The sequence below is a fragment of the Rothia sp. HMSC072B03 genome (assembly GCF_001809565.1).
GTDB lineage: Bacteria > Actinomycetota > Actinomycetes > Actinomycetales > Micrococcaceae > Rothia > Rothia mucilaginosa_A.
In genome coordinates this window covers 1-21127 of the sequence record NZ_KV797963.1, presented here as the reverse complement: position 1 = coordinate 21127, position 21127 = coordinate 1, and the positions used below count along the sequence as shown (strand labels likewise).

Below are 21127 nucleotides of genomic sequence, written 5' to 3'. Positions count from 1 at the left end.
GGCCGCTTTCTGCGTACCTGGGGTTGTGACTGTTCTGCGTTTTTGGGTGTGCCTTTGCCTGTACCCTTTAAGAGTGAACTTTTTTGAACGTATTAGTACCCCCGTTGTGATGTCCAACCCGCAGGCAGATCGTGTGCGCGATATTGCGAAGCTGCGTACCCGCGCTGCTCGCACGAAGAAGGGCCAGTTCCTGGTGGAAGGCCCGCAGGCTGTGCGCGAGGCCCTGAAAGCGCACCTGAAGAGCCCCATCCTGGACGCCGTGTACGTTACGGAGGCCGCGTTCGACCGTCATGAGGATATTGCCGAGTTGCTGGAGCAGGTGTACGGCACCCCCACCCCCGAGGAGGGCCGCCGCGTTTTCATGCGAGTGGTGACCGAAGAGGTGTTGGCGGCCATGGCTGATTCGGTGAGCCCGCAGGGTATTATTGCGGTTTCCTTTATGGTGGATGCTTCCTTCTCGCTGCTCTGGGGTGAGGGCGCGTTGAACCCGAAGTTGATTGCTGTGCTGTCTCGTGTGCAGGATCCGGGTAATGCGGGCACGATCCTGCGTGTGGCTGATGCCGCCGGCGCCGATCTTGTGATTACCACCAAGGGCTCGGTGGATTTGTACAACCCGAAGACGGTGCGTTCCACCGCGGGTTCGCTGTTCCATGTGCCGATTATTCAGGGCGTGCAGCTGGAGGATTTCGCGGAGGATGTGAAGTCTCAGGGGACCGCGGTGCTGGCTGCTGACGGCTACGGTGCGGTGGATCTGCAGGAGCTGAGTGAGTACACTGCGGCTCGTCGTGCCGGTGTGGAGGCGAGCGCCCCCTCCGGCGTGAAGGGTAATTTTGATCTTTCTAAGCCGACGATGTGGCTTTTCGGGAATGAGGCGCAGGGCTTGAACGCTGAAGAGAAGGCTGCCGCTACGATGCGAGTGGCTGTGCCGGTGTACGGCTCGGCGGAGTCCCTGAATGTGGGTACCGCCGCGGCGGTCTGCCTGTACGCCTCGGCGATGGCACAACGCTCGAACGCTCTGGGCTAATACCGTAAGCCCATCATCCCGTGGTGTACTCTCCCGGCGAGCTGTGTTCGTCGTGGCTGTATCGGGCCGAGGTTTGGTCGTGCCCGCCGCGGGCCTTTTACAAACTTTTGAATAGTGTCGCCCCCGATGGTTCCGTGCTTTTCGGGTTAGCGCGGCCTGCAGAAAGGTAAATATGTCTCAATCCAGTCATTCCGGCCACTCGGGAGCCGGGGCGATTATTGCCGCCCTGGGGGCGAACCTCGGTATCGCCGTCCTGAAGTTCTTGGCTTTTGCCCTGACCCGTTCCTCCTCGATGTTGGCCGAGGGTATCCACTCGCTGGCTGACTCCGGCAACCAGGTGCTGCTTCTTTTGGGTGGCCGCGCCTCCCGCAAGCAGGCCGACGAGGAGCACCCGTTCGGTTACGGCCGTAACCGTTACATTTACGCGTTCATCGTCTCGATTATCATCTTTGCATTGGGCGGTCTATTCGCCCTGTATGAGGGTTTCGAGAAGCTTCACGACCCGCACGGTATTACCGAGTGGCAGTGGGTTCCGGTGGCCGTTCTGGTGGGTTCGATTCTGCTGGAGGGTAACTCGTTCCGCGTGGCTGTCAAGGAATCCAGCGGCCTGAAGGGTAAGCAGGGCTGGCTGCGTTTCCTGCGCACCTCGAAGAACCCGGAGCTTCCGGTGCTTCTGCTTGAGGATGCGGGCGCACTGGTCGGTCTGCTGCTGGCCCTGATTGGTGTGGGAATGACCCTACTGACCGGTAATGGCCTGTGGGATGCTTTCGGCACCCTGGCTATCGGTATTCTGCTGGTCTTCATCGCGGCGTTCCTTGCGGTGGAGATGAAGTCGCTGATTTTGGGTGAGGCGGCTTCGCCGGAGGATTTGGCGAAGATTCGCGCGGCGATTGAGGATGGCGACAGCGAGCGTATTATCCACATTAAGACTGTGCACCTGGGTCCCGAGGAGATTCTGGTGGCGGCGAAGATTCGTATTCACGATGCTGATACCGGCCGCGCTGTGGCTGATGAGATTGACGCGGCTGAGGTGCGTATTCGCGAGGCTGTTCCTGCGGCACGCATCATTTATCTGGAGCCGGATATTTTCCGGGCTTAGTTCTAGGAGATTTTTGTTATGACCGTTGAGATGATCGTTGATGGTTTGCTAAAGATTTTCGTTGGCCTGATCATTCTTTTGGTGTACCTGCGTCTGACTCACCGTTCTCAGGCGGGGCACCAGACCCCGATTGATACCATCGGTAACTTTGTCATCGGTGGTGTGTTCGGTGGCGTGTTGTACAGCAAGCAGATTAGCCTGTTCTACTTTGTCATCTACATGGTGTTTACGCTGTGCATGATTCAGCTGCTGAACGTGGCGACCACGAAGATTCGTTTTCTGCATATGGCGGTGCGTGAGCAGCGCGTGCCGGTCATTACGGATGGTGATATCGATATTAAGAGCTTCCAGCAGGCAGATGTGGTTCTTGATCCGATGCGCCTGATTGCTGACCTTCGTGCGCAGGGTATTTACGACCTGGAAGACATTGAGTTCGCTCAGATTGAACCGAACGGTGCGCTGAGCGTGATCCGTAAGGGTGACGGTGTGCCGAACTTTGCTCTGATTGTGAAGGGTAGCTTGGTCACTCGCGATATCGCGGATGCGCACAAGACCGAGGATTGGGTGTACCTACAGTTGCGTGCCGCTGAGGTCGAGCTTGAGGATGTCTTCCTCATGGAGTTCAAGAACGGTAACCGCCTTCTGATTCTGCTGAATGACGGCACTAATATTCGCCGTGAGGTAGCAGAGGCCTCGAATATGAATGATGAGGAAGAAGAGTGGCAGGAAGGCGTGGAGGACGCTCCCGAGCCTGATGATACCGAGGATGCAGAGCAGGAAGTAGCGGAGCACGCTGCTGAGGATGCGCATCCGATGAAGGATTCTAAAGCGTAGAAGAAGGTAGAGAAAGATGAGTGAAGTGTCGCCCTCGTTTGAGGTTCAGGTGGTTGGCGCCGCCGTGGTTGATTCTTTGGTGGCTCCGACCCGTATGCTGGTGGCTCAGCGTTCTGAGCCGCAGACTGTTGCCGGGATGTGGGAGTTCCCGGGCGGTAAGGTCGAGCCGGGGGAGAGCTGCGAGCAGGCGCTGGTGCGTGAGCTGAAGGAGGAGCTGGGCGTGCAGGCGCGTTTGGGTGCTGAGGTGCTCGGCGCGTACCCGCAGGGCTGGCGTCTGAGCGAGCGTCTGGCGATGCGCGTGTTCTTTGCGGAGATTCTTTCGGGTACACCGGATACTTTGGAAGATCACAGCGCCCTGCGGTGGATGCCGCTTCCCCCAGCGGGGGAGGGAATCCTCGAGGCCACGGAAGCCGCCGAGATTCTGGCGCTGCCGTGGATTCCCGCGGACTTCCCAATCGTGGAGGCACTCCTGCGTCAGCTCGGTCGGTCTGGGTCGGGCGACGAAAGCTAAGGGCGCGCACCTCGCGTGCCGAGGACACTCCGGTAGCCGTTGCGGCACCTTGACGGAACGTAACGGCATTCACGCGGCGTAATATTTTCGTCCGAATAGTTTTTTCTCAGCTTTTTTTAAAAGTCCACGCGGGGTGGGGGTCCGATACGGACCCCCACCCCGCGTGTATTTTTATGCGTGAAACATAACCTGTAACTAAGCCCAACCTGCCTTTTTTATTAGCCAGGTATTCAAATGTCGTAAAGATATGCTGACAATCTGTGTCTATCGGGGAGATTCTGAGCGAATAAAGGCTCGATAGGCCTTCGAGCCGCACAGACAGAACGCGCGGTAGTGTCGTCAAACGAGCCGGTTTCCCCGTAGTCTTAAGGGGTCAATTAGGATAAAAAAATATGTTGATTTGGTGATACTGACATGAATTTTTGGGGAGCCTTCCTCGGAAACTTTTTGATTGGCCTACGCGAGGGTCTCGAAGCGGCCCTGGTGGTCGGAATCCTCCTGGCCTACATCCGCAAGACAAAGCGAACCCACCTGCTCACACCGATGTGGCTTGGTGTGGCGGTCGCGGTTATCGTCTCCCTCGGCTTCGGCGCGCTACTCACCTTCGGCCCCGAAACCCTCACCTTCGAGGCGCAGGAAGCCATCGGCGGCTCCCTTTCCATCATCTCGGTCGGCTTCGTCACCTGGATGATTTTCTGGATGGCAGAAAACGCCCGTATGCTCTCTGCCGAGCTCAAGGACAAGCTGGATGCCGCGCAGACCAGCGCCTGGGCGGTCGTCCTGCTCGCCGCGCTCTCCGTGGGCCGTGAAGGTCTCGAAACCACCCTGTTCATTTGGTCGGCCACCCGCACAGCCGGTCAGGAGGCGAACGCGACCCCCATGCTCGGTGCCCTCGTCGGCATCCTGGTCGCCATCCTCATGGCGTGGGCCATGATGCGCGGCATGATGCGCATCAACCTCTCCCGCTTCTTCACCATCACCGGCGCGTTCCTGGTTATCGTGGCGGCCGGCGTGCTCTCCTACGGTATTCACGACCTGCAGGAGGCCGGTATCCTGCCGGGCCTGAACAGCACCGCATTCGAATCTTACCGCTACATCGACCCGAGCGGTTTCGTGGGCACCCTGCTCAAGGCCGTGTTCAACCTGTCCTCGACCACCACCTGGCTTGAGGCCGGCGCCTGGGTCCTGTACATGGGCATCGTGATGCCGCTGTTCATCCGCGCGCAGCGCCCGGGCCTGAAGTCCTCAGCTAAGAAGCAGGCGGCGAAAACCGAAGCCGAAAAGACGGCGGCATAGGGCTCTCGGAGCCGGCCGGCTCCGGACCTACCCGAATAACCCACCGGATAATTCTTTCGGACACCCCTCAACGTGCGACAAAGAACCGCCGCAAACACATACACATACAACATAAGGAGAAACCATGCGTAAGACTCTCGCCTCCGCAGGTGCACTGCTCTCGGCCGGTGCGCTCGCCCTGACCGGCTGCACCCCCAACAACCAGAACGTGGCGTCCTCCGCCTCGGGTGCCGCATCCTCCGACGGCACCATTAACGTCACCGCAAGTGACGATGCCTGCAAACTCTCGGCTACCACCGCCAAGGCCGGCACCGTGACCTTCAAGGTCAAGAACGAGGGCACCAAGGTCAACGAGTTCTACGTGCTTGGTGCCGACGGCCTGCGCATCGTCTCCGAGGTGGAGAACATTGGCCCGAACCTCAGCCGCGACCTGACCGTGGAACTGCCCGAGGGCAGCTACAAGACCGCCTGCAAGCCCGGTATGGTGGGCGACGGCATCCGCGGCGACTTCACCGTGACCAAGAACGAGAACGCCGCCCCGATTTCCGCCGACGAGCAGGCCCTGCGCGACACCGCGGTCACCCAGTACACTGCCTACGTCAAGGACCAGGTGGAATCGCTGAAGACCAAGACCGAGCAGTTCGCCGAGCTGTACACCGCCGGTAAGGACGACGAGGCGAAGGCCCTGTACTCCTCGGCTCGCCTGCACTACGAACGCATCGAGCCCGTGGCAGAATCCTTCGGCGGCGGCGAGCTTGACCCGGCCCTGGATGCCCGCGAAGCAGACGTGGAAGAGGGCAAGGAATGGACCGGCTGGCACAAGATTGAGAAGGATCTGTGGCAGCCGACCGCCGAGAACAACGGCGGTAAGGCATACACTCCGCTGACCAAGGAGCAGCGCGCGGAGGTCGCCAAGAAACTGGTGGAAGACACCCAGAAGCTCTACGACGAGGTGCACTCTCCCAACTTCAAGCTGGAGGCATTCCAGATTTCTAACGGCGCGAAGGAACTGCTGGACGAAATCTTCAACACCAAGATCAGTGGTGAAGAAGAGACCTGGTCGCACACCGACCTCTCCGATTTCCAGGGCAATGTTGACGGCGCCCGCGTGGCCTACGAGGGCGTTCTGCCGATTCTGAAGCAGAAGGACCCCAAGCTCGCCCAGGACATCGAGAAGAAGTTCGACACCGTGCAGAACCTGCTCAACAAGTACAAGAAGGGTGACGGTTACGCCCTCTACACCGAGCTGACTAAGGACCAGATTCGCGAGCTTTCCGATGCCGTGGAGGCTCTGTCCGAGCCGGTTTCGAAGATGACCGAGGTCGTCACCGGTTCCGCCGCGAAGTAACGCATCGTACGGTACGCCGCGAGGGCGGATGCGCTACCGGCAGCCGGGTGGGGGAGCGTTGAGCCCCCGCCCGGCTGGGGCCTTCCCGGGCCCCGAGCCCTCCGCAGATTCATCACACCATATTCAGCACAGAAGAAAGGCTTCCCATGCTTACCGAACACAATTCTTCGGCCGCCGAGACCACCCCGGAGACTCACCGCGAGGCTACCCGCGCCGCCGGTACTACCCGCCGCGGTGCGCTGGGCGCGGCGCTCGCCGGTGCAGGAGCCCTGGGCGCGTTGGGTGCGCTCGCCGGATGCTCGTCAAACTCCAGCAGCCAGGCTTCGGCATCGAGCTCTGCCTCGGGTACCTCGAACGACTCTCACCCCTTCTACGGTGAGCACCAGAGCGGCATCTCCACCGAGGTGCAGGACCGCATGTACTTCGTGGCGCTGAACCTGAAGACCACCGACCGCGAAGAGATTCGTTCCCTCTTCCAGGAGTGGACGAAGGCCTCCGCAAGGATGCAGGCCGGCGAGCTCGTGGGGGAGGACCGCTCCTACGAGGCACCGCCCAAGGACACCGGTGAGGCCATGGACCTCTCCGCCGCGCACCTGACCATTACTTTCGGCCTGGGACGTAGCTTCTTTGTCGACGAGAACGGCAAGGACCGCTTCGGTTTCGCCAGCAAGCTGCCCGAGGCGCTCGTGCGCATCCCGCACATGACCGGAGACGCGCTGGAGGCGAAGCGCAGCGACGGCGACCTGTGCATCCAGGCCTGCGCCGACGACCCGCAGGTGGCCTTCCACGCGATTCGCAACCTGATTCGTATCGCCGGTGGCCGCGCCGTGGTGGCCTGGCAGCAGCTGGGCTTCGGGCGTACCGCCTCCACGACCACCACGCAGGTGACGGCCCGTAACCTCTTTGGCTTCAAGGACGGCACGAACAACCTGAAGGTTGAGGATCCCGACCTGCTGAAGAAGCACGTGTGGACCTCCTCGCAGAATTCGGCGAACAGCCCGGCATGGATGGAGGGAGGCAGCTACCTGGCCACCCGCCGCATCCGCATGAACATTGAGACGTGGGACCGCACCCGCCTGCGCGAGCAGGAGGAAATCGTGGGTCGTACGAAGACGACCGGTGCCCCGCTCTCCGGCGGTGAGGAATTCACGAAGCCCGACTTTTCGGCGATGGGTCGCTCCGGCCCCCTGATTCCGGCGGATTCTCATATGCGTCTGATGCACCCGGATCAGAACCAGGGAGTGCAGATTTTGCGCCGCGGCTTCAACTACACCGATGGTGCCGACGAGCTGGGTCGCCTGGACGCGGGCCTGTTCTTCATCGCCTACGTGTGCGATCCGCGCACGCACTTCATCCCGATGCTGAGCACGATGACCGCCTCTGACGCGATGAGCGAGTACCTGCGCCATACCGGTAACGCTCTCTTCGCGGTGCCGCCCGGGGTGAAGGATGAGAACGACTACATCTGCTCGGGCCTCTTTAACTAGGCGCGCTCGATGTAGCTGGGCATCTGCCCGATGCTCCAATACCGCCCGATGTGCCGGTGAACGCCCCGATGGGAGGTTCACCGGCACATCGTCATATATGAGTTCGACACGAGCATTTTCTTTGGAAACTTCTTACCGACCGGGTAGTATTGAGGGAGAAATCACATACAAATTGGGAGACAATGATGACTGCTCAACCTCCGTACGACCCGAATGCGTACCGCTCCGACGCGGTACCTTCAGACACCCAGGCCATCTACATTCAGGAAGGTGGCTCCAAGCCGGGTGGAATCCTGTTCCACTCGCCGACCAAGCACCCTAAGATTCTGCGCCTGCAGGAGATTATGATTGTCTCCGCGTTGCTCTGCTTTGTCCACGGCATCATTTCTTCGTTCGCACCGGATAACCTGTCCCCGCTGAAGGGCCTGCCGGAGTTTGGCGTTGCGGGCGGCCTGGGATTGCTCATCGGCTCGGCCATCGTGTACTCGTGGGTGTACTTCACGATTCAGAAGGGTAAGCGCCAGGGCCTGACCGTCGGCCTCATCTTCGCGATTCTCGGCGCCTTCGTCGCGGTCCTCTCGCTGATTGGCAACGTGATTGACGCTCAGCGCTACGGCTTCGTGCCGCTGTACGCCGCGTGGTTTATCGCCAACGTGCTGTGGATTCGCTCCTCCTTCGACCCCGAGGTCAAGGAAGCGCTGGCCTAATCCTCGCCCCCGCGGGGACCCGTTCGGCAAATATGCCGCCGCGGGGCGCGCGCACCTGACGACTCCACACCTAATCAAAGCATCAGAGCGCCCGGATGGACTATCCGGGCGCTCTGATGCTTTCGCGTGGTTCTCTGGTCTAGAATGGGTAGGATATGCGCCCGCAGACCCTGCCGGGATGCTCCGCCCCTCACACGCTCGGCGCCCGCCGTGCCCGGGGCAATTGGTGAGCTCTCGCGGTCCCCGCGGTGCCGCCCCATAGTGACAAACCAGCCGACCGGCCCCAACGTGCCGGTGGTACGCAGAGAAGAGTGACAATGACCGATTCCGTGCAGGAACACGAGGGCCCGAAGGGCCCGGCTCAGGTCCTCGCCAACATCGCGCAGGTCCTGGAGAACAACCCCGAAAAGGGTCTGGACGCCGTTCGTGAGGCATTTGAGGCCGAGCGAGAGCGCGCCAAGCAGGAGATTCGCGAGAAGGCAAAAGACTTTGACAGCCTCAAGGAGGTGCGCCTGAGCTTCTTCGGCGAGAAGGGCATCATGAGCATCGCCAACCGCCAGATGCGCGACCTCCAGAACCAGCACAAGGGCCCCGTGGGCAAGCTGCTGGGCCAGGCCCGTGCCGCACTGACCGAGGTTATTGAGGCTCGCACCAAGGAGCTGGAGGCCGAGCGTGAGGCCCGCATCCTGGCCGAGGAGGCCGTGGACATGTCGGCCGCATCCGCTCGCCGCTCCCTGGGCGGTCGCCACCCCATCGCCCTGATGCAGGAGCGTCTGACCGACATCTTCGTCGGCATGGGCTGGGAGGTTGCCGACGGCCCCGAGCTGGAGTCCGAGTGGTACAACTTCGACGCCCTGAACATTAAGCCGGACCACCCGGCACGCGAAATGCAGGACACCTTCTACGTTGAGCCGAAGAACGCTCACCTGCTGCTGCGCACCCACACCTCCCCGGTGCAGATGCGCTCGATGCTCTCGCGTGAGCTGCCCCTGTACATTGTGTGCCCCGGCCAGGTGTACCGCACCGATGAGCTGGACGCGACCCACACCCCGGTCTTCCACCAGATTGAGGGCCTGGCCGTGGATAAGGGCCTGACCATGGCCGATCTGAAGGGCACCCTGGAGTACATGGCCCGCGCCATGTTCGGCGAAGAGGCTAAGATTCGCCTGCGCCCGAACTTCTTCCCCTTCACCGAGCCCTCCGCCGAGCTGGACCTGTGGCACCCCAACGCCAAGGGCGGCCCCCAGTGGATCGAGTGGGGTGGCTGCGGCATGGTGAACCCGAACGTGCTGCGTGCCGCCGGTATCGATCCCGAGGAGTACTCGGGCTTCGCGTTCGGTATGGGTATTGAGCGTACCCTCATGTTCCGTAACAACGTCGCCGACATGCACGACATGGTCGAGGGCGACATCCGTTTCTCTGAGCAGTTCGGGATGGAGATCTAAATTATGCGTATTCCCCTGTCATGGCTGCGCGAGTTCGTGCCGGTCGCCGAGGACGCTTCGGCTGAAGATTTGATGGCAACCCTGGTGAAGGTTGGTCTGGAAGAAGAAGACGTTCACCGCCCCACCGACGAGATGTCGGGCCCGATTGTGGTGGGCCAGGTTCTCTCGATGGAACCCGAGACCCACTCGAACGGCAAGACCGTGAACTGGTGCCAGGTGCGCGTGGTTCCGGAGGGTCGGGAGCAGACCCTGACCGGCAAGGGCATCGAGCCCTCCGGCGTGCAGGGCATCATCTGCGGCGCCCACAACTTCAAGCCCGGCGACAAGGTCGTCGTGACCCTGCCCGGCGCCGTGCTGCCCGGCGGTTTTGCGATTACCGCCCGTAAGACCTACGGCCACAAGTCGGCCGGCATGATTGCCTCGACCCGCGAGCTGGGCATCGGCGACGACCACGGCGGCATCCTGGTGCTCTCGACCCTGGGCCTGGACCCCGAGGTCGGCACCGACGCGATGGAGCTGCTGGGCCTGTACGACCAGGCGGCCGAGGTGAACGTGACCCCGGACCGCGGCTACGCATTCTCTCTGCGTGGTATTGCTCGCGAATGGTCCCACGCTACCGGAACCCCCTTCGAGGACTTCGTGCTCGCCTACGGTGAGCGCGCTCCCGAAGCGAACTCCTCCGGTCACCCGGTGGCCCTGCGCGACGATGCCCCGATTCACGGTAATCCGGGTTGCGTGCGCTTCGTGATGCGCGAGGTATCCGGCGTGAAGGCGGATGCGCCGGTTCCGACGTGGATGTCCTCGCGTCTGCGTCTGGCCGGTGTGCGCTCGCTGTCGCTGCCCGTCGACATCTCCAACTACGTGATGCTGGAGACCGGTCAGCCCCTGCACTTCTACGATGCCGATAAGGTTCAGGGCGAAATCGTGGTGCGCCGCGCGGTGGCCGGTGAGAAGCTGGTGACCCTGGACGGCGTGGAGCGTACCCTGCACCCCGAGGACATCGTGATTGCCGATGATTCGGGCGTGATCGGCCTGGCCGGTGTGATGGGAGGAGCCTCGACCGAGGTGACCGACTCGACCACCCGCATCCTGATTGAGGCCGCACGCTTTGACGAGGTGTCGGTGGCTCGCACCGCCCGCCGCCACAAGCTGATTTCCGAGGCCTCCAAGCGTTTCGAGCGCGGCGTGGACCCGCAGATTCAGGCAGCTGCCGCCCAGCGTGCCGTGGAGCTACTGGTCGAGCTGGCCGGCGCCCAGGCTGAGCCGGGCGTTACCGACGTGTCCCTCGGCTACGAGCCGGTCGTCATCGAGCTGCCCGCCGAGTACACCGCCGGCCGCATCGGCGTGGACTACTCCCCGGAGCAGATTGAGTCCAGCCTGCGCGAGATTGGTTGCTCGGTGGAGCGCACCGAGTCCGGCTACCTGGTGGCCGTTCCTTCCTGGCGCCCCGACCTGCGCGCGAAGGAAGACCTGACCGAGGAAATCGCCCGTATCGACGGCTACGAGAACATCCCCTCGACCCTGCCGGTGGCCCCCGCCGGCCGCGGCTACACCCCCGAGCAGGCAGGCAAGCGCCGCGCCCTGAACGCGCTGGCCGCAGCTGGCCTGACCGAGGTCTTCGCCTACCCCTTCGTGTCGGCTGAGGCGAACAACCTGTGGTCGGCTCCGTGGGTCAGCACCCCCGAGAACCCCGTGACCGAGGTGCCCTCAATTCGCCTGGAGAACCCGATTTCTTCGGCTGAGGGCTGGATGCGCCGCTCGCTGCTGCCCGGCCTGGTCGAGGTGCTCAAGCGCAACCTTTCCCGCGGCTTCAAGAACCTGGCCATCTTCGAATCCGGCCACGTGTTCATCCCGGGTGAGAAGCTGGGGTCGGACTCTATCCCGCCGCTGGGCGTTCGCCCCTCGGATGAGGTTCTGGCGGACCTGAACGCTGGCATCCCGAAGCAGCCCTCGTTTATTGCCGGCCTGTTCGCCGGCACCGAGCACGAGGTGATGCCCGGTGCGGCTCCTCGTGCTTACGATTGGCGCGATGCCTTGGACGCCGTGCGTCTGATTGCGGATGCCGTATCCGCGCCGATTACCGTGCGTAACGGCGTTCATACCGCGTTCCACCCGGGGCGCGTGGCCGAGGTCCTGGACGCGAACGGCGAGCGCATCGGTTTTGCCGGTGAGTTGCACCCGAAGCTGTTGCAGGAGCTGAACCTGCCGGAGCGCACCTGCGCCTTTGAGCTGGACTTCTCCGCCCTGTTCGCGCACCGCGTCGAGGTACACCAGGCCGTTCCGGTGCTGACCTACCCGGCGGCAACCCAGGACGTAGCCCTGCTGGTGGACCGCGATTTGCCCGCTTCTGAGGTGGAGCGCGTGCTGCGTGAGGGCGCCGGCGAGCTGCTGGAGGATATCCGCGTGTTCGACGATTACCGCGGTACCGGCATCGATGAGTCGAAGAAGTCCTTGGCGTTCGCGCTGCGTTTCCGCGCACCGGATCGCACTCTGACCGCGGACGAGGCTTCCGCCGCTCGAGAGGCAGCCGTGGCGGCCGCCGTCGAGCAGCTGGGCGCGGAGGCTCGCGTCTAGTCGAGACCAAGTGACGCTGACGGGGTGGGGGCTTCGGCTCCCGCCCCGTTTGCGTGAACACCTGCGCGTTCGACGGCGCATCCGCCGAATTTGTATCTGAATATGCGCGTTTGGCCTCGTCAGATAAAGAATAAAGCACAAGTTTGTTCTTTTATTGGTGATGCTCCGCGGTAATGGGTACCCTAGAAGGTAGACGATTTGAGGGAGAGATAATGGCTAACCGAGAAAGCTCGCACGATCGCCGTCCGCAGAACGAGGATTCTGCGACTAATCATTCCGAGGATTTCCGCTACGAGGAGCCCGAAGAACTAGAGTATGAAGAGTACGACGAGTACGACGACTACGAAGAGTACGATGACGACGAGGATGACGAGGAAAACGCCTCCCTTTTTGCGATGAGCGAGGATGAGCTGGAGGAGCGCCCCGGCGTGAACTGGCTGTCGGTGCTCTCGGCCGTCGTCGCGGTGGTTGTGGCCATTATTCTGGCGGTCGTGGGCGTGCGTTCCTTCGCCTGGGTGAACGCGAATGCCGACTACGCCGGCCACAGCTGGGTTGTGCAGGGCACCTACCAGGATTTGACTCCCGACCTGATTACCAAGGAGAACGTGGCGCGCTATAAGGGCAACCTCCCCGCCGATGATGCGCTCAACGGCAAGACGTACGTGTCGAATCTGAAGGATAAGTACAAGGTCAATTCCAGCGCTACGGTGGAGTTCCGCGGTTCGCAGACCGGTGACGTTCCGGCCGATTTCCCGCGTGAGGTGGATGGCCTACTGGTTGAAAACAACGGTCAGCTGGAGGTTGTTTACACCGCAGAGAAGGGCACCCTGAAGCCCGTAACCGAGGGGCAGGTGACCGGTCATCGCGTGGCCGGCATCGCAAGCATTATCGGCGCGATCCTGGTGCTGCTGGGCGGTATGGTGTTCGCCGTGTGGCTGAACCGCCGTTCCCGTAACGTGGAATACGAGGACCTGGACGGTCTGGTGGATAACGAGGACTAACCGATCAGTCCTTCCATAACGATTTTGTGGGGGCCCGCCTCCCGCGCCGGTACGTGATGAGCGTAGTCGGTGCGGTAGGCGGGCTTTCGCTGTGCTCCCGGAAGATGCTCCCCAAAGAGGGGGCGGCGCCTATGCATAGCACGCGAGGTTATACGTCCGGGTGCGTATTTGCACGCGGAGATACGGCGGCTGGAACGTACATATCGTGAGATTCCGGGGCGGATTTCCCTATAAATATGAGAATAATCCATATTTATGACGCATATTTATGTGCATATGTATTATCTTGGGTAGAGAGGACGCTACCCGTTCCACCGACGGACGGGAAGGTCCGTACTCGTGATTGGCACCGTAGGAAGAAGAGATAACATGCCTTTCCCCTCGACCAAGATCGCGCGTCAGGCCCGCATCGTTGAGCTGCTGCAGACCCGACGTGTACGTTCCCAGGCTGAACTGGCGCAGTACCTGACCGATGACGGTATGAAGGTTACTCAGGCCACCCTTTCCCGCGATCTCGTTGAAATTGGAGCCGAGCGCATCCGCGATGAGGGCGCCGGTCTGATTTACGCTGTTCCGAACTATCCGGCTCGCCGCGGTGGCGGCACCGCGCCGGACGCCCGCATGATTTCCCTGTTCAAGGAGCTACTGATTACCGCTGAGGGTTCGGCGAACATCACGGTGCTGCGTACCCCGCCGGGTGCGGCTCAGTTCCTGGCTTCCTCGATTGACCAGAGTGGCATGGACGCCATCCTGGGTACGATTGCCGGAGACGACACCGTGATGGTGGTTACCCGCGACCCCAATGGCGGGGCTGCGCTGGCTGAAAGCTTCCTGGACTGGTCGGCAGCCCAGTAGCGTGCGAGGGGTGCGCCCCGGACCGTCCGATGAAGAATCGGCGGTCCCGGACGCACCCCTGTTGTGTGCCCACGCCGCGGCAAGCGACTCCGGGCAGCGGGAGCCGCCCGCACGAGGGCCTCTCGCCTACAGACGAAGACGATTCGAACAATACCGCAGGAGAACTCAACGATGACTTCGACACCCAGCTCTGCGCCCCGTCACCCCTCGCAGGCCGAGCCCTCGGCCCGGAATAATACCGCCTCAATTCTGGCGGAGGCGGCCGCAGCCTCCCCACGCAAGGTCGCGCTCGCACTGCCCGCCGCGGGGGACTCCGCAGAGTCCTCCTCGCTGCTGAATATTAGCTACGGCGAACTGGCCTCCGCCGCGGCAGAGGTGCAGCGATACCTGGGAACCCTGGGCGTGGAACCCGGTGACCGAGTGGCCCTGTCCATGCCGAACGTGCCGCTGATGCCCGCCCTCTACTACGGTATTGCCGCGCGCGGTGCGATTTGCGTGCCGCTCAACCCCCTGCTGTCGGGTGCGGAGCTGGAGTACCACCTTGAAGACAGCGGCGCAAAGGTTCTCTTCGCCTTTGCCGGCACTCGCCTGGCGCAGGAGGCCGCCTCGACGGTGCCGGTGAAGAACGGTTCGGTGCGGTGCGAAATTTTTGAGCCCTCCGCCTCGCCCCTGGCCCCCTTTGACGGTGTGGACGTTCCGCTGGCACCCGCCGTGGTGAAAGAGCAGGATCCCGCGGTTATCCTGTACACCTCGGGCACGACCGGCCGCCCGAAGGGAGCCACCCTCAGCCACGCGAATATCCTCTCGAACGCCCGCAGCTGCGTGAAGGTTTTTGGTTTCACCGCCGAGGACGTCATCTTTGGCGGCCTCCCTCTATTCCACGCTTTCGGCCAGACGGTGTCGATGAACGCGGCTTTTGCCGCGTGCGCGACGGTGGCTTTGCTTCCGCGCTTTACGCCCGATCACGCGCTGAGCCTGATTGAGGCGGCCCGGGTGTCGGTCCTGGCGGCCGTGCCGAGCATGTACATCTCTCTTGCGGCCCTCATGGCTGAGCAGCCGGAGCGTTGCGCCCACCTGCGCGGTACGGTGCGCTTCGGCATTTCGGGTGGTTCGGCTCTGCCCGCTCCGGTGCACGAGGCTTGGAAGGAGCTGGCCGATTGTACCGTGTACGAGGGCTACGGCCTGAGCGAAACCTCGCCCGTGGTCTCCTTCAACCAGGCGGCCTTCGGCATGGTGCTGGGTTCGGTGGGCCGCGTCCTGCCGGGTGTGCAGGTTCAGGTGCGCGACTCGGCGGGCGTTGAGCGCCCGACGGGGGAGAGCGGCCAGCTGTGGGTGCGCGGCGAGAACGTGATGCTCGGTTACTGGAATAACCCCGAGGCAACCGCCGGAGTGTTCGACGGTGAGTGGTTTGCGACCGGGGACGTGGCTCGCGTGGATGCCGACGGCAATATCTTTATCGTGGACCGCATCAAGGACATGGTGTTGCGCAACGGCTACTCGGTGTACCCGCGCGAGATTGAGGATGTGCTGTACACCCATGATTTGGTGCAGTCCGTGGCGGTGCTGGGCGTGCCGGATGAACGCGTGGGCGAGGAGATCGTCGCCGTCGTCGTGCCGCGGGCCGGAGCCGACTGGGGCGTGGTGCAGGCGGAGCTCAACGCCCTGGCCCGAACCCGCCTTGCGGCCTACAAGTACCCGCGCCGCTACATTGCGGTGGATGCGATGCCGCTGGGCCCGACCGGAAAGATTCTGAAGCGGGACCTGCGTTCGAAGCTGGCGGAGTCCTAAGAGCATACTGAGAGCGTAGAGTCCTAGAACGCGGGGCCCTAACCTCCGATGCTTCCCGCGCTTCAAAGCCCCGGCCCCTCGAAATGAGGAAACGGCTGGGGCTTTACGCGTGAACCTCGCGTCAATCTCGCGTTGATGCGGGCTAATGTGGGTGACCGGCGGGTGTACAGAGGAAAAAAGCGCTGGAACAGAGTAGAATTCTCTAGGCGGCCTGTGCCGCCGCAGACGATTCCGGGCCGTTCGGGCCCGACGCCACCCCACGAAAGAGAGAGCATGAGCGTTCCCGCTTCTGAGGCTACCCCCATCGAACAGCGCATCCCCGCGGCCTGCGCCACGATTCAGGATTACCCGCACGAGGGCATCCTCTTCTACGATGTGACGACTCTCTTCGCCAATCCCGAGGTATTCAAGGCCTGCATCGATGAGCTGGCCCACCGCTTCGAGGGCGAGTTTGATGTGGTCGCCGGTGTGGAGGCCCGCGGCTTCCTGCTGGCATCGGCCCTGGCTTACGCTACGGGCAAGGGCATCATGACGATTCGCAAGGCCGGCAAGCTTCCCCGCGAAACCTACCGTGAGGAGTACGCGCTCGAGTACGGTACCGCGGCCGTCGAGATTCACTGCAGCGACTTCGCGCCGGGTACCCGAGTGCTGATTCTTGACGATATTCTGGCAACCGGCGGTACCCTGGAGGCCGCGGTGAAGCTCGTGGAGCGCGCCAAGCTTAAGGTTGCCGGCGTGGCTGCCCTGCTGGAGCTGGAAGGCCTGGGCGGCCGCGATGCGCTGGCCGGTTACCGCGTTGAGACCCTGAGCCTGGTCTCCGAGTAGCGGCCCGATAGCGGATTCCGCATTATTTCTTCCTGCCGTAGGGTAGAACCAAAGGTGCCCCTTCCGATGCTTTCGGGAGGGGCACCTCGCTGTCTGACCGGTGCTACCGGAAGCCGTCATATTTCTGGGCTCGAGAGCCCATCCTGTAGAATAGTGACCCGTATTTTTAGGTGCCGCTCACGGTGCCGCACTGAGACGCACTATGTTTAAGGAGCTTGCGTGTCATCTGAACCCCTGTCCCACCGGCCTGAGGAATCGTCGAAGGCTGAGCAGCTATTTGCAGAGCAGATGGCTGCTGAGCGCGAGTACGTGTCCCGCGTATACGCTCGTCTGGACGAGCTACGCGAAGAGACCGCTCAGAAGCTGGCGGATGTGCGCAAGAACCAGGCGGTGGGCGGGCACCAGAACCGTTCGGAGCGTGATTCCTTCGCAACCTATTACGAGGATCGCCTGGCTCAGCTGAACGCCGTGGATTCTCGCTTGACCTTCGGCCGCCTGGACATGGACCGCGAGGGTGCGGATGCTGTGCGCTACATCGGCCGCATCGGCATTACCGACGATAACCAGCGTCGCCTTCTCATGGACTGGCGTGCCCCCGAGGCGGGTACCTTCTACCAGGCCACCGCGTTTCAGCCGATGGGCGTGCGTCGCCGTCGTCACCTGATGCTGGAGGGCCGCACCGTCGTAAATATTGAGGACGAGGTCTTCGACGAGGCCATGCTGGAGGACTCGGACGCCCTGCACGGTGAGGGAGCGCTGCTGGCTGCGCTGAATAAGAAGCGTACCGGCCGCATGGGCGATATCGTGGCGACCATTCAGGCCGAGCAGGATGCAATCATCCGCTCGGAGCTGCCGGGCGTGCGCGTGGTCCAGGGTGGTCCCGGTACCGGTAAGACCGCGGTGGCTCTGCACCGCGCGGCCTATCTGCTGTACACAAATCGTGAGCGCCTGTCGAAGGCGGGTGTGCTCGTGGTGGGCCCCTCGAATTCTTTCATGTGGTACATCGAGCGTGTGTTGCCTTCGCTGGGCGAAACCGGCGTGGTGATGGCTTCGCTGGCGACCCTGTACCCGGGCCTGCGCGCCGTGCCCGAGGAAGACCGCGCGGTGGCCGCCCTTAAGGGCGATTTGCGTATGGTCAAGGTCATCAAGCGCGCTGTGGCGGACCGTCAGAAGGTTCCCGCACGGGCGCAGCTTCTGAACGTTGAGGGAACGGACGTCGAGCTGACCCCCGAGATGGTGCGTTCGGCTCGTTCCCGCGCCCGCTCGACTGGTAAGCCGCACAACGAGGCCCGCGAAACCTTCGTGAAGATTCTGTTGAAGGAACTGACGGCCAAGCTTGATGAGCAGCTGAACCGCGCGGCGGGCCGCGTGGTGGAGCGCCCTTACCTGCAGGATGACGTGCGCGCCTCCATGGACGTGCGTCGCGCCTTGAACCTGGCGTGGATGCCGCTCTCGCCCGAGACCCTGCTGCGCTCGCTGTATTCGAAGCCGCACTACCTGGAGTCGGCTACCCGTAGTCTGTCGAAGGCGGAGCGAGAGCTTCTGACCCGTCCTGCGGATGCTCCCTTTACCGAGGCCGATGTCCCCCTGCTGGATGAGGCCGCGGAGCTGCTGGGCGATTTCTCGAAGGTGACGGGTGCCGCTGCGGCGGCGCGTGCGGCAGCCGAGCATCGCGCGAACCTTGAGAACGCGACGAAGGCTTTGGAGAACGTACATCAGTCCCTGGAGGATATTGGCGCCGATGGCGTGATTACCCCCGAGCAGATTGCGATGATGAACGAGGTGCGTGGCGAGCGGATGACCGCGGCGGCCGCGGCGTCGGCTGATCGCACCTGGGCGTACGGTCACGTGGTGGTGGATGAGGCGCAGGAGCTCTCGCCGATGCAGTGGCGTCTGTTGATGCGACGCTGCCCCATGAAGTCCTTCACGATTGTGGGCGATATTGCGCAGGCTTCGTCGCCGGCGGCGGCTTCGTCGTGGGCGCAGGCCCTGGAACCGTTCGTGGGGGAGCGCTTCACCCTGGACGAGCTGACGATTAACTACCGTACTCCGGCGCAGATTGCGCAGGCGGCGGCTTCGGTGGCTCGGGCTGCCGGCTACGAGGTGTCGGCTCCTCGCGCGGTTCGTGAGGGTCAGTGGCCTCCACTGATTCGCGAGGTTGCCCCCGATGCCGTGGTGGAGCAGACCGTGTCCGTGGTGAGCGATGAGGTTGCCCAGTCCGGCGGCGCGCTGATTGGCGTGATTTGCCCGTCGAGCCTGTACCTTGAGACGGCTCGGGCGGTGGCTCGTGCGCACGCCGACCGCACGGGTACCGCGCAGACGGCTCTGGAAAACCAGGTGCTGGTGCTGACCCCGTGGGAGGCGAAGGGCCTGGAGTTCGACGTTGTGGTGATTGTTGAACCGCAGCAGCTGATTGATGATGCGGATGGCGCGGTGGGTGACGTGTACGTGTCGATGACCCGTCCCACCCAGCGCCTGTATCTGGTGGGCTCGCGCATGCCCGCGGGCCTGTAGCCGCATCCATGCACCCGCCGCCGGGCGCTTGTTCTGAGCGTTTGTGCCGGTGCGGTGTTAGGCTTAGTACATATTTTGTTCGGACGCCTCGTGCGTCGTTACCTTGTGAATGGGAGAAGCATGTCTGCCGAGATCCTCAACGCGCAGCATAATGACGATACCTTCGAGAATATTTGGCAGGAGCTGAAGTGGCGCGGCCTGGTGCACGTGAGCACCGATGAGGCTGCCCTGGAGAAGGCGCTGAGTGAGGAGACCCTGACTTTCTACACGGGTTATGATCCGACCGCGGCTTCGCTGCACCTGGGCCACCTGGTGCAGCTGCTGGTGATGCGTCGTCTGCAGCTGGCAGGTCACAAGCCGCTGGGCCTGGTGGGGGGTTTCACCGGTCTGATTGGTGATCCGCGTCAGACGTCTGAGCGTGTGCTGAACTCTCCTGATGTTGTTGCTGAGTGGGTGAAGTCCCTGCGCGCACAGATTGAGCGTTTCCTGTCTTTCGAGGGTGAGAACGCTGCTCGGATGGTGAATAACCTGGACTGGAGCGGTCAGATGTCTGCTCTGCAGCTGCTGCGCGATGTTGGTAAGCACTTCCGCGTGGGCACCATGGTGAAGAAGGAGATTGTGGCGAAGCGCCTGAACTCCGACGAGGGCATTTCGTACACCGAGTTCTCGTACCAGATTCTGCAGGGCCTGGACTTCCTGGAGCTGAACCGTCGTTTCGGCTGCACTCTGCAGACCGGTGGTTCTGATCAGTGGGGCAACCTGACCAGCGGTACCGAGCTGATCCGTAAGGTCGAGGGTAAGAGCGTTCACGCTATTGGTACCCCGCTGATTACTAACTCTGACGGCACCAAGTTCGGTAAGAGCGAGGGTAACGCTATTTGGCTGAACCCGCAGATGTGCTCGCCGTACGCGTTCTACCAGTTCTGGCTGAACACCGCGGATGCGGATGTTGTGGATCGTCTGAAGGTGTTCACCTTCCTGACTCGCGCTGAGATTGCTGAGTTTGCCGAGAAGGTTGAGAAGGAACCGTTTAAGCGTGAGGCTCAGAAGACTCTGGCGTACCTGGTGACTTCGCTGGTGCACGGCACCGAGGCTACCGATCAGGCCGTGGCTGCTTCGGAGGCTCTGTTCGGCAAGGGCGATTTCGCTGCTCTGGACGAGGCTACCCTGGAATCTGTGGTTGCGGAGCTTCCTTCGGCGAAGCTGACCGAGGACCGCCTGGACCTGATTTCGGTGCTGACCGAGCTGGGCTTTGCGAAGTCTAACTCTGAGGCTCGTCGCATTCTGAAGGAGGGCGGCGCTTCGGTGAACGGCGTGAAGGTTCAGGGTGAGGACGCCACCATCTCCAAGGATGACCTGCTGCACGGTCGTTTTGCGATGGTTCGCCGTGGCAAGAAGAACCAGGGCGCGGTTGAGCTGGTCTAGTCTCTTCTGACTTTCTCTATACATAGAGGGGGAGGGGTTCTTCTCTGCTGAAGTATTCATTACTGAATGTTCGGTGGGGGAGTGCCCCTCCTTTTCTGTTCCCTATATACGTTCCCTTTATATACAGAGCCCATCCGTCAGGAGGGGCTCTTCTTGTATCGTTCTGCTGCCCTCTTCTGGCTCTGGGTTTTCTTGGTTTGTCTTTGTTCGCGAGGGCTTTGGGCACCTTTCGACCCTGTTTTGGGGCTCCAGAGAGGGGAATATCGCAGATTTTGAGGTTTTTCAGAAATTTTTTGGGCACCCTTAAAACGTTCTGACTAGGTATTTTGTTACTCAAGAGGGTGGTTGACGCCCATTCAAGGCCTTATTTGTGTTCTACTTCACCTGTATTCGG

The 21127-nt window shown here is 62.1% G+C and carries 16 protein-coding genes; all 16 read left to right on the top strand.

Features of this window, described 5'->3' with window-relative positions; genetic code table 11:
- Window positions 1–109: 109 nt before the first annotated feature.
- The 16 genes from HMPREF2630_RS00275 (at window position 110) to tyrS (ending at window position 20733) form a co-directional block, all read left to right on the top strand.
- On the top strand, window positions 110–1024 hold the full coding sequence (locus HMPREF2630_RS00275) for a TrmH family RNA methyltransferase (protein ID WP_239663173.1): 915 nt from the start codon (window positions 110–112) through the stop codon (window positions 1022–1024).
- Between the two features lie 172 nt (window positions 1025–1196).
- Window positions 1197–2123: a cation diffusion facilitator family transporter gene (locus HMPREF2630_RS00270; protein ID WP_049344429.1), complete on the top strand. Its 927-nt coding sequence runs from the start codon at window positions 1197–1199 to the stop codon at window positions 2121–2123.
- Between the two features lie 18 nt (window positions 2124–2141).
- Window positions 2142–2957: a DUF421 domain-containing protein gene (locus tag HMPREF2630_RS00265; protein WP_049344430.1), complete on the top strand. Its 816-nt coding sequence runs from the start codon at window positions 2142–2144 to the stop codon at window positions 2955–2957.
- A 16-nt stretch (window positions 2958–2973) separates the two neighbouring features.
- Window positions 2974–3468, top strand: coding sequence for a (deoxy)nucleoside triphosphate pyrophosphohydrolase (locus tag HMPREF2630_RS00260; protein ID WP_049344432.1), 495 nt, complete (start codon window positions 2974–2976; stop codon window positions 3466–3468).
- Window positions 3469–3882: 414 nt separating this feature from the next.
- Window positions 3883–4764 (top strand): iron uptake transporter permease EfeU, encoded by an 882-nt coding sequence (efeU, locus tag HMPREF2630_RS00255; protein ID WP_049344434.1) that lies wholly within the window; start codon window positions 3883–3885, stop codon window positions 4762–4764.
- A 124-nt stretch (window positions 4765–4888) separates the two neighbouring features.
- A complete protein-coding gene (efeO, locus tag HMPREF2630_RS00250) occupies window positions 4889–6112 on the top strand; it encodes an iron uptake system protein EfeO (RefSeq protein ID WP_049344436.1) in 1224 nt (407 codons plus the stop codon).
- A gap of 146 nt (window positions 6113–6258) precedes the next feature.
- Entirely contained in the window at window positions 6259–7599 is a 1341-nt protein-coding gene (gene efeB / locus HMPREF2630_RS00245; protein WP_049344438.1) for an iron uptake transporter deferrochelatase/peroxidase subunit, read from the top strand.
- Between the two features lie 185 nt (window positions 7600–7784).
- The gene (locus tag HMPREF2630_RS00240) at window positions 7785–8306 is read left to right on the top strand and encodes an ABC transporter ATPase (RefSeq protein ID WP_049333108.1); all 522 of its coding nucleotides are present in this window, start codon (window positions 7785–7787) and stop codon (window positions 8304–8306) included.
- Between the two features lie 317 nt (window positions 8307–8623).
- Window positions 8624–9751, top strand: coding sequence for a phenylalanine--tRNA ligase subunit alpha (gene pheS, locus HMPREF2630_RS00235; RefSeq protein WP_049344440.1), 1128 nt, complete (start codon window positions 8624–8626; stop codon window positions 9749–9751).
- A gap of 3 nt (window positions 9752–9754) precedes the next feature.
- Entirely contained in the window at window positions 9755–12325 is a 2571-nt protein-coding gene (gene pheT, locus HMPREF2630_RS00230; protein WP_049344442.1) for a phenylalanine--tRNA ligase subunit beta, read from the top strand.
- A gap of 212 nt (window positions 12326–12537) precedes the next feature.
- The gene (locus HMPREF2630_RS00225) at window positions 12538–13326 is read left to right on the top strand and encodes a hypothetical protein (protein ID WP_049344444.1); all 789 of its coding nucleotides are present in this window, start codon (window positions 12538–12540) and stop codon (window positions 13324–13326) included.
- Window positions 13327–13695: 369 nt separating this feature from the next.
- Window positions 13696–14181 (top strand): arginine repressor, encoded by a 486-nt coding sequence (locus HMPREF2630_RS00220; protein ID WP_049344446.1) that lies wholly within the window; start codon window positions 13696–13698, stop codon window positions 14179–14181.
- Between the two features lie 171 nt (window positions 14182–14352).
- On the top strand, window positions 14353–15969 hold the full coding sequence (locus HMPREF2630_RS00215) for an AMP-binding protein (RefSeq protein WP_049344448.1): 1617 nt from the start codon (window positions 14353–14355) through the stop codon (window positions 15967–15969).
- Between the two features lie 273 nt (window positions 15970–16242).
- Window positions 16243–16794, top strand: a complete 552-nt coding sequence (locus HMPREF2630_RS00210) for an adenine phosphoribosyltransferase (protein WP_049344450.1) — start codon at window positions 16243–16245, stop codon at window positions 16792–16794.
- A 288-nt stretch (window positions 16795–17082) separates the two neighbouring features.
- Complete coding sequence (locus tag HMPREF2630_RS00205; RefSeq protein WP_371440185.1) at window positions 17083–19308, top strand: HelD family protein; 2226 nt, start codon at window positions 17083–17085, stop codon at window positions 19306–19308.
- A 120-nt stretch (window positions 19309–19428) separates the two neighbouring features.
- Window positions 19429–20733 (top strand): tyrosine--tRNA ligase, encoded by a 1305-nt coding sequence (tyrS, locus tag HMPREF2630_RS00200; RefSeq protein ID WP_049344455.1) that lies wholly within the window; start codon window positions 19429–19431, stop codon window positions 20731–20733.
- Window positions 20734–21127: the final 394 nt, after the last annotated feature.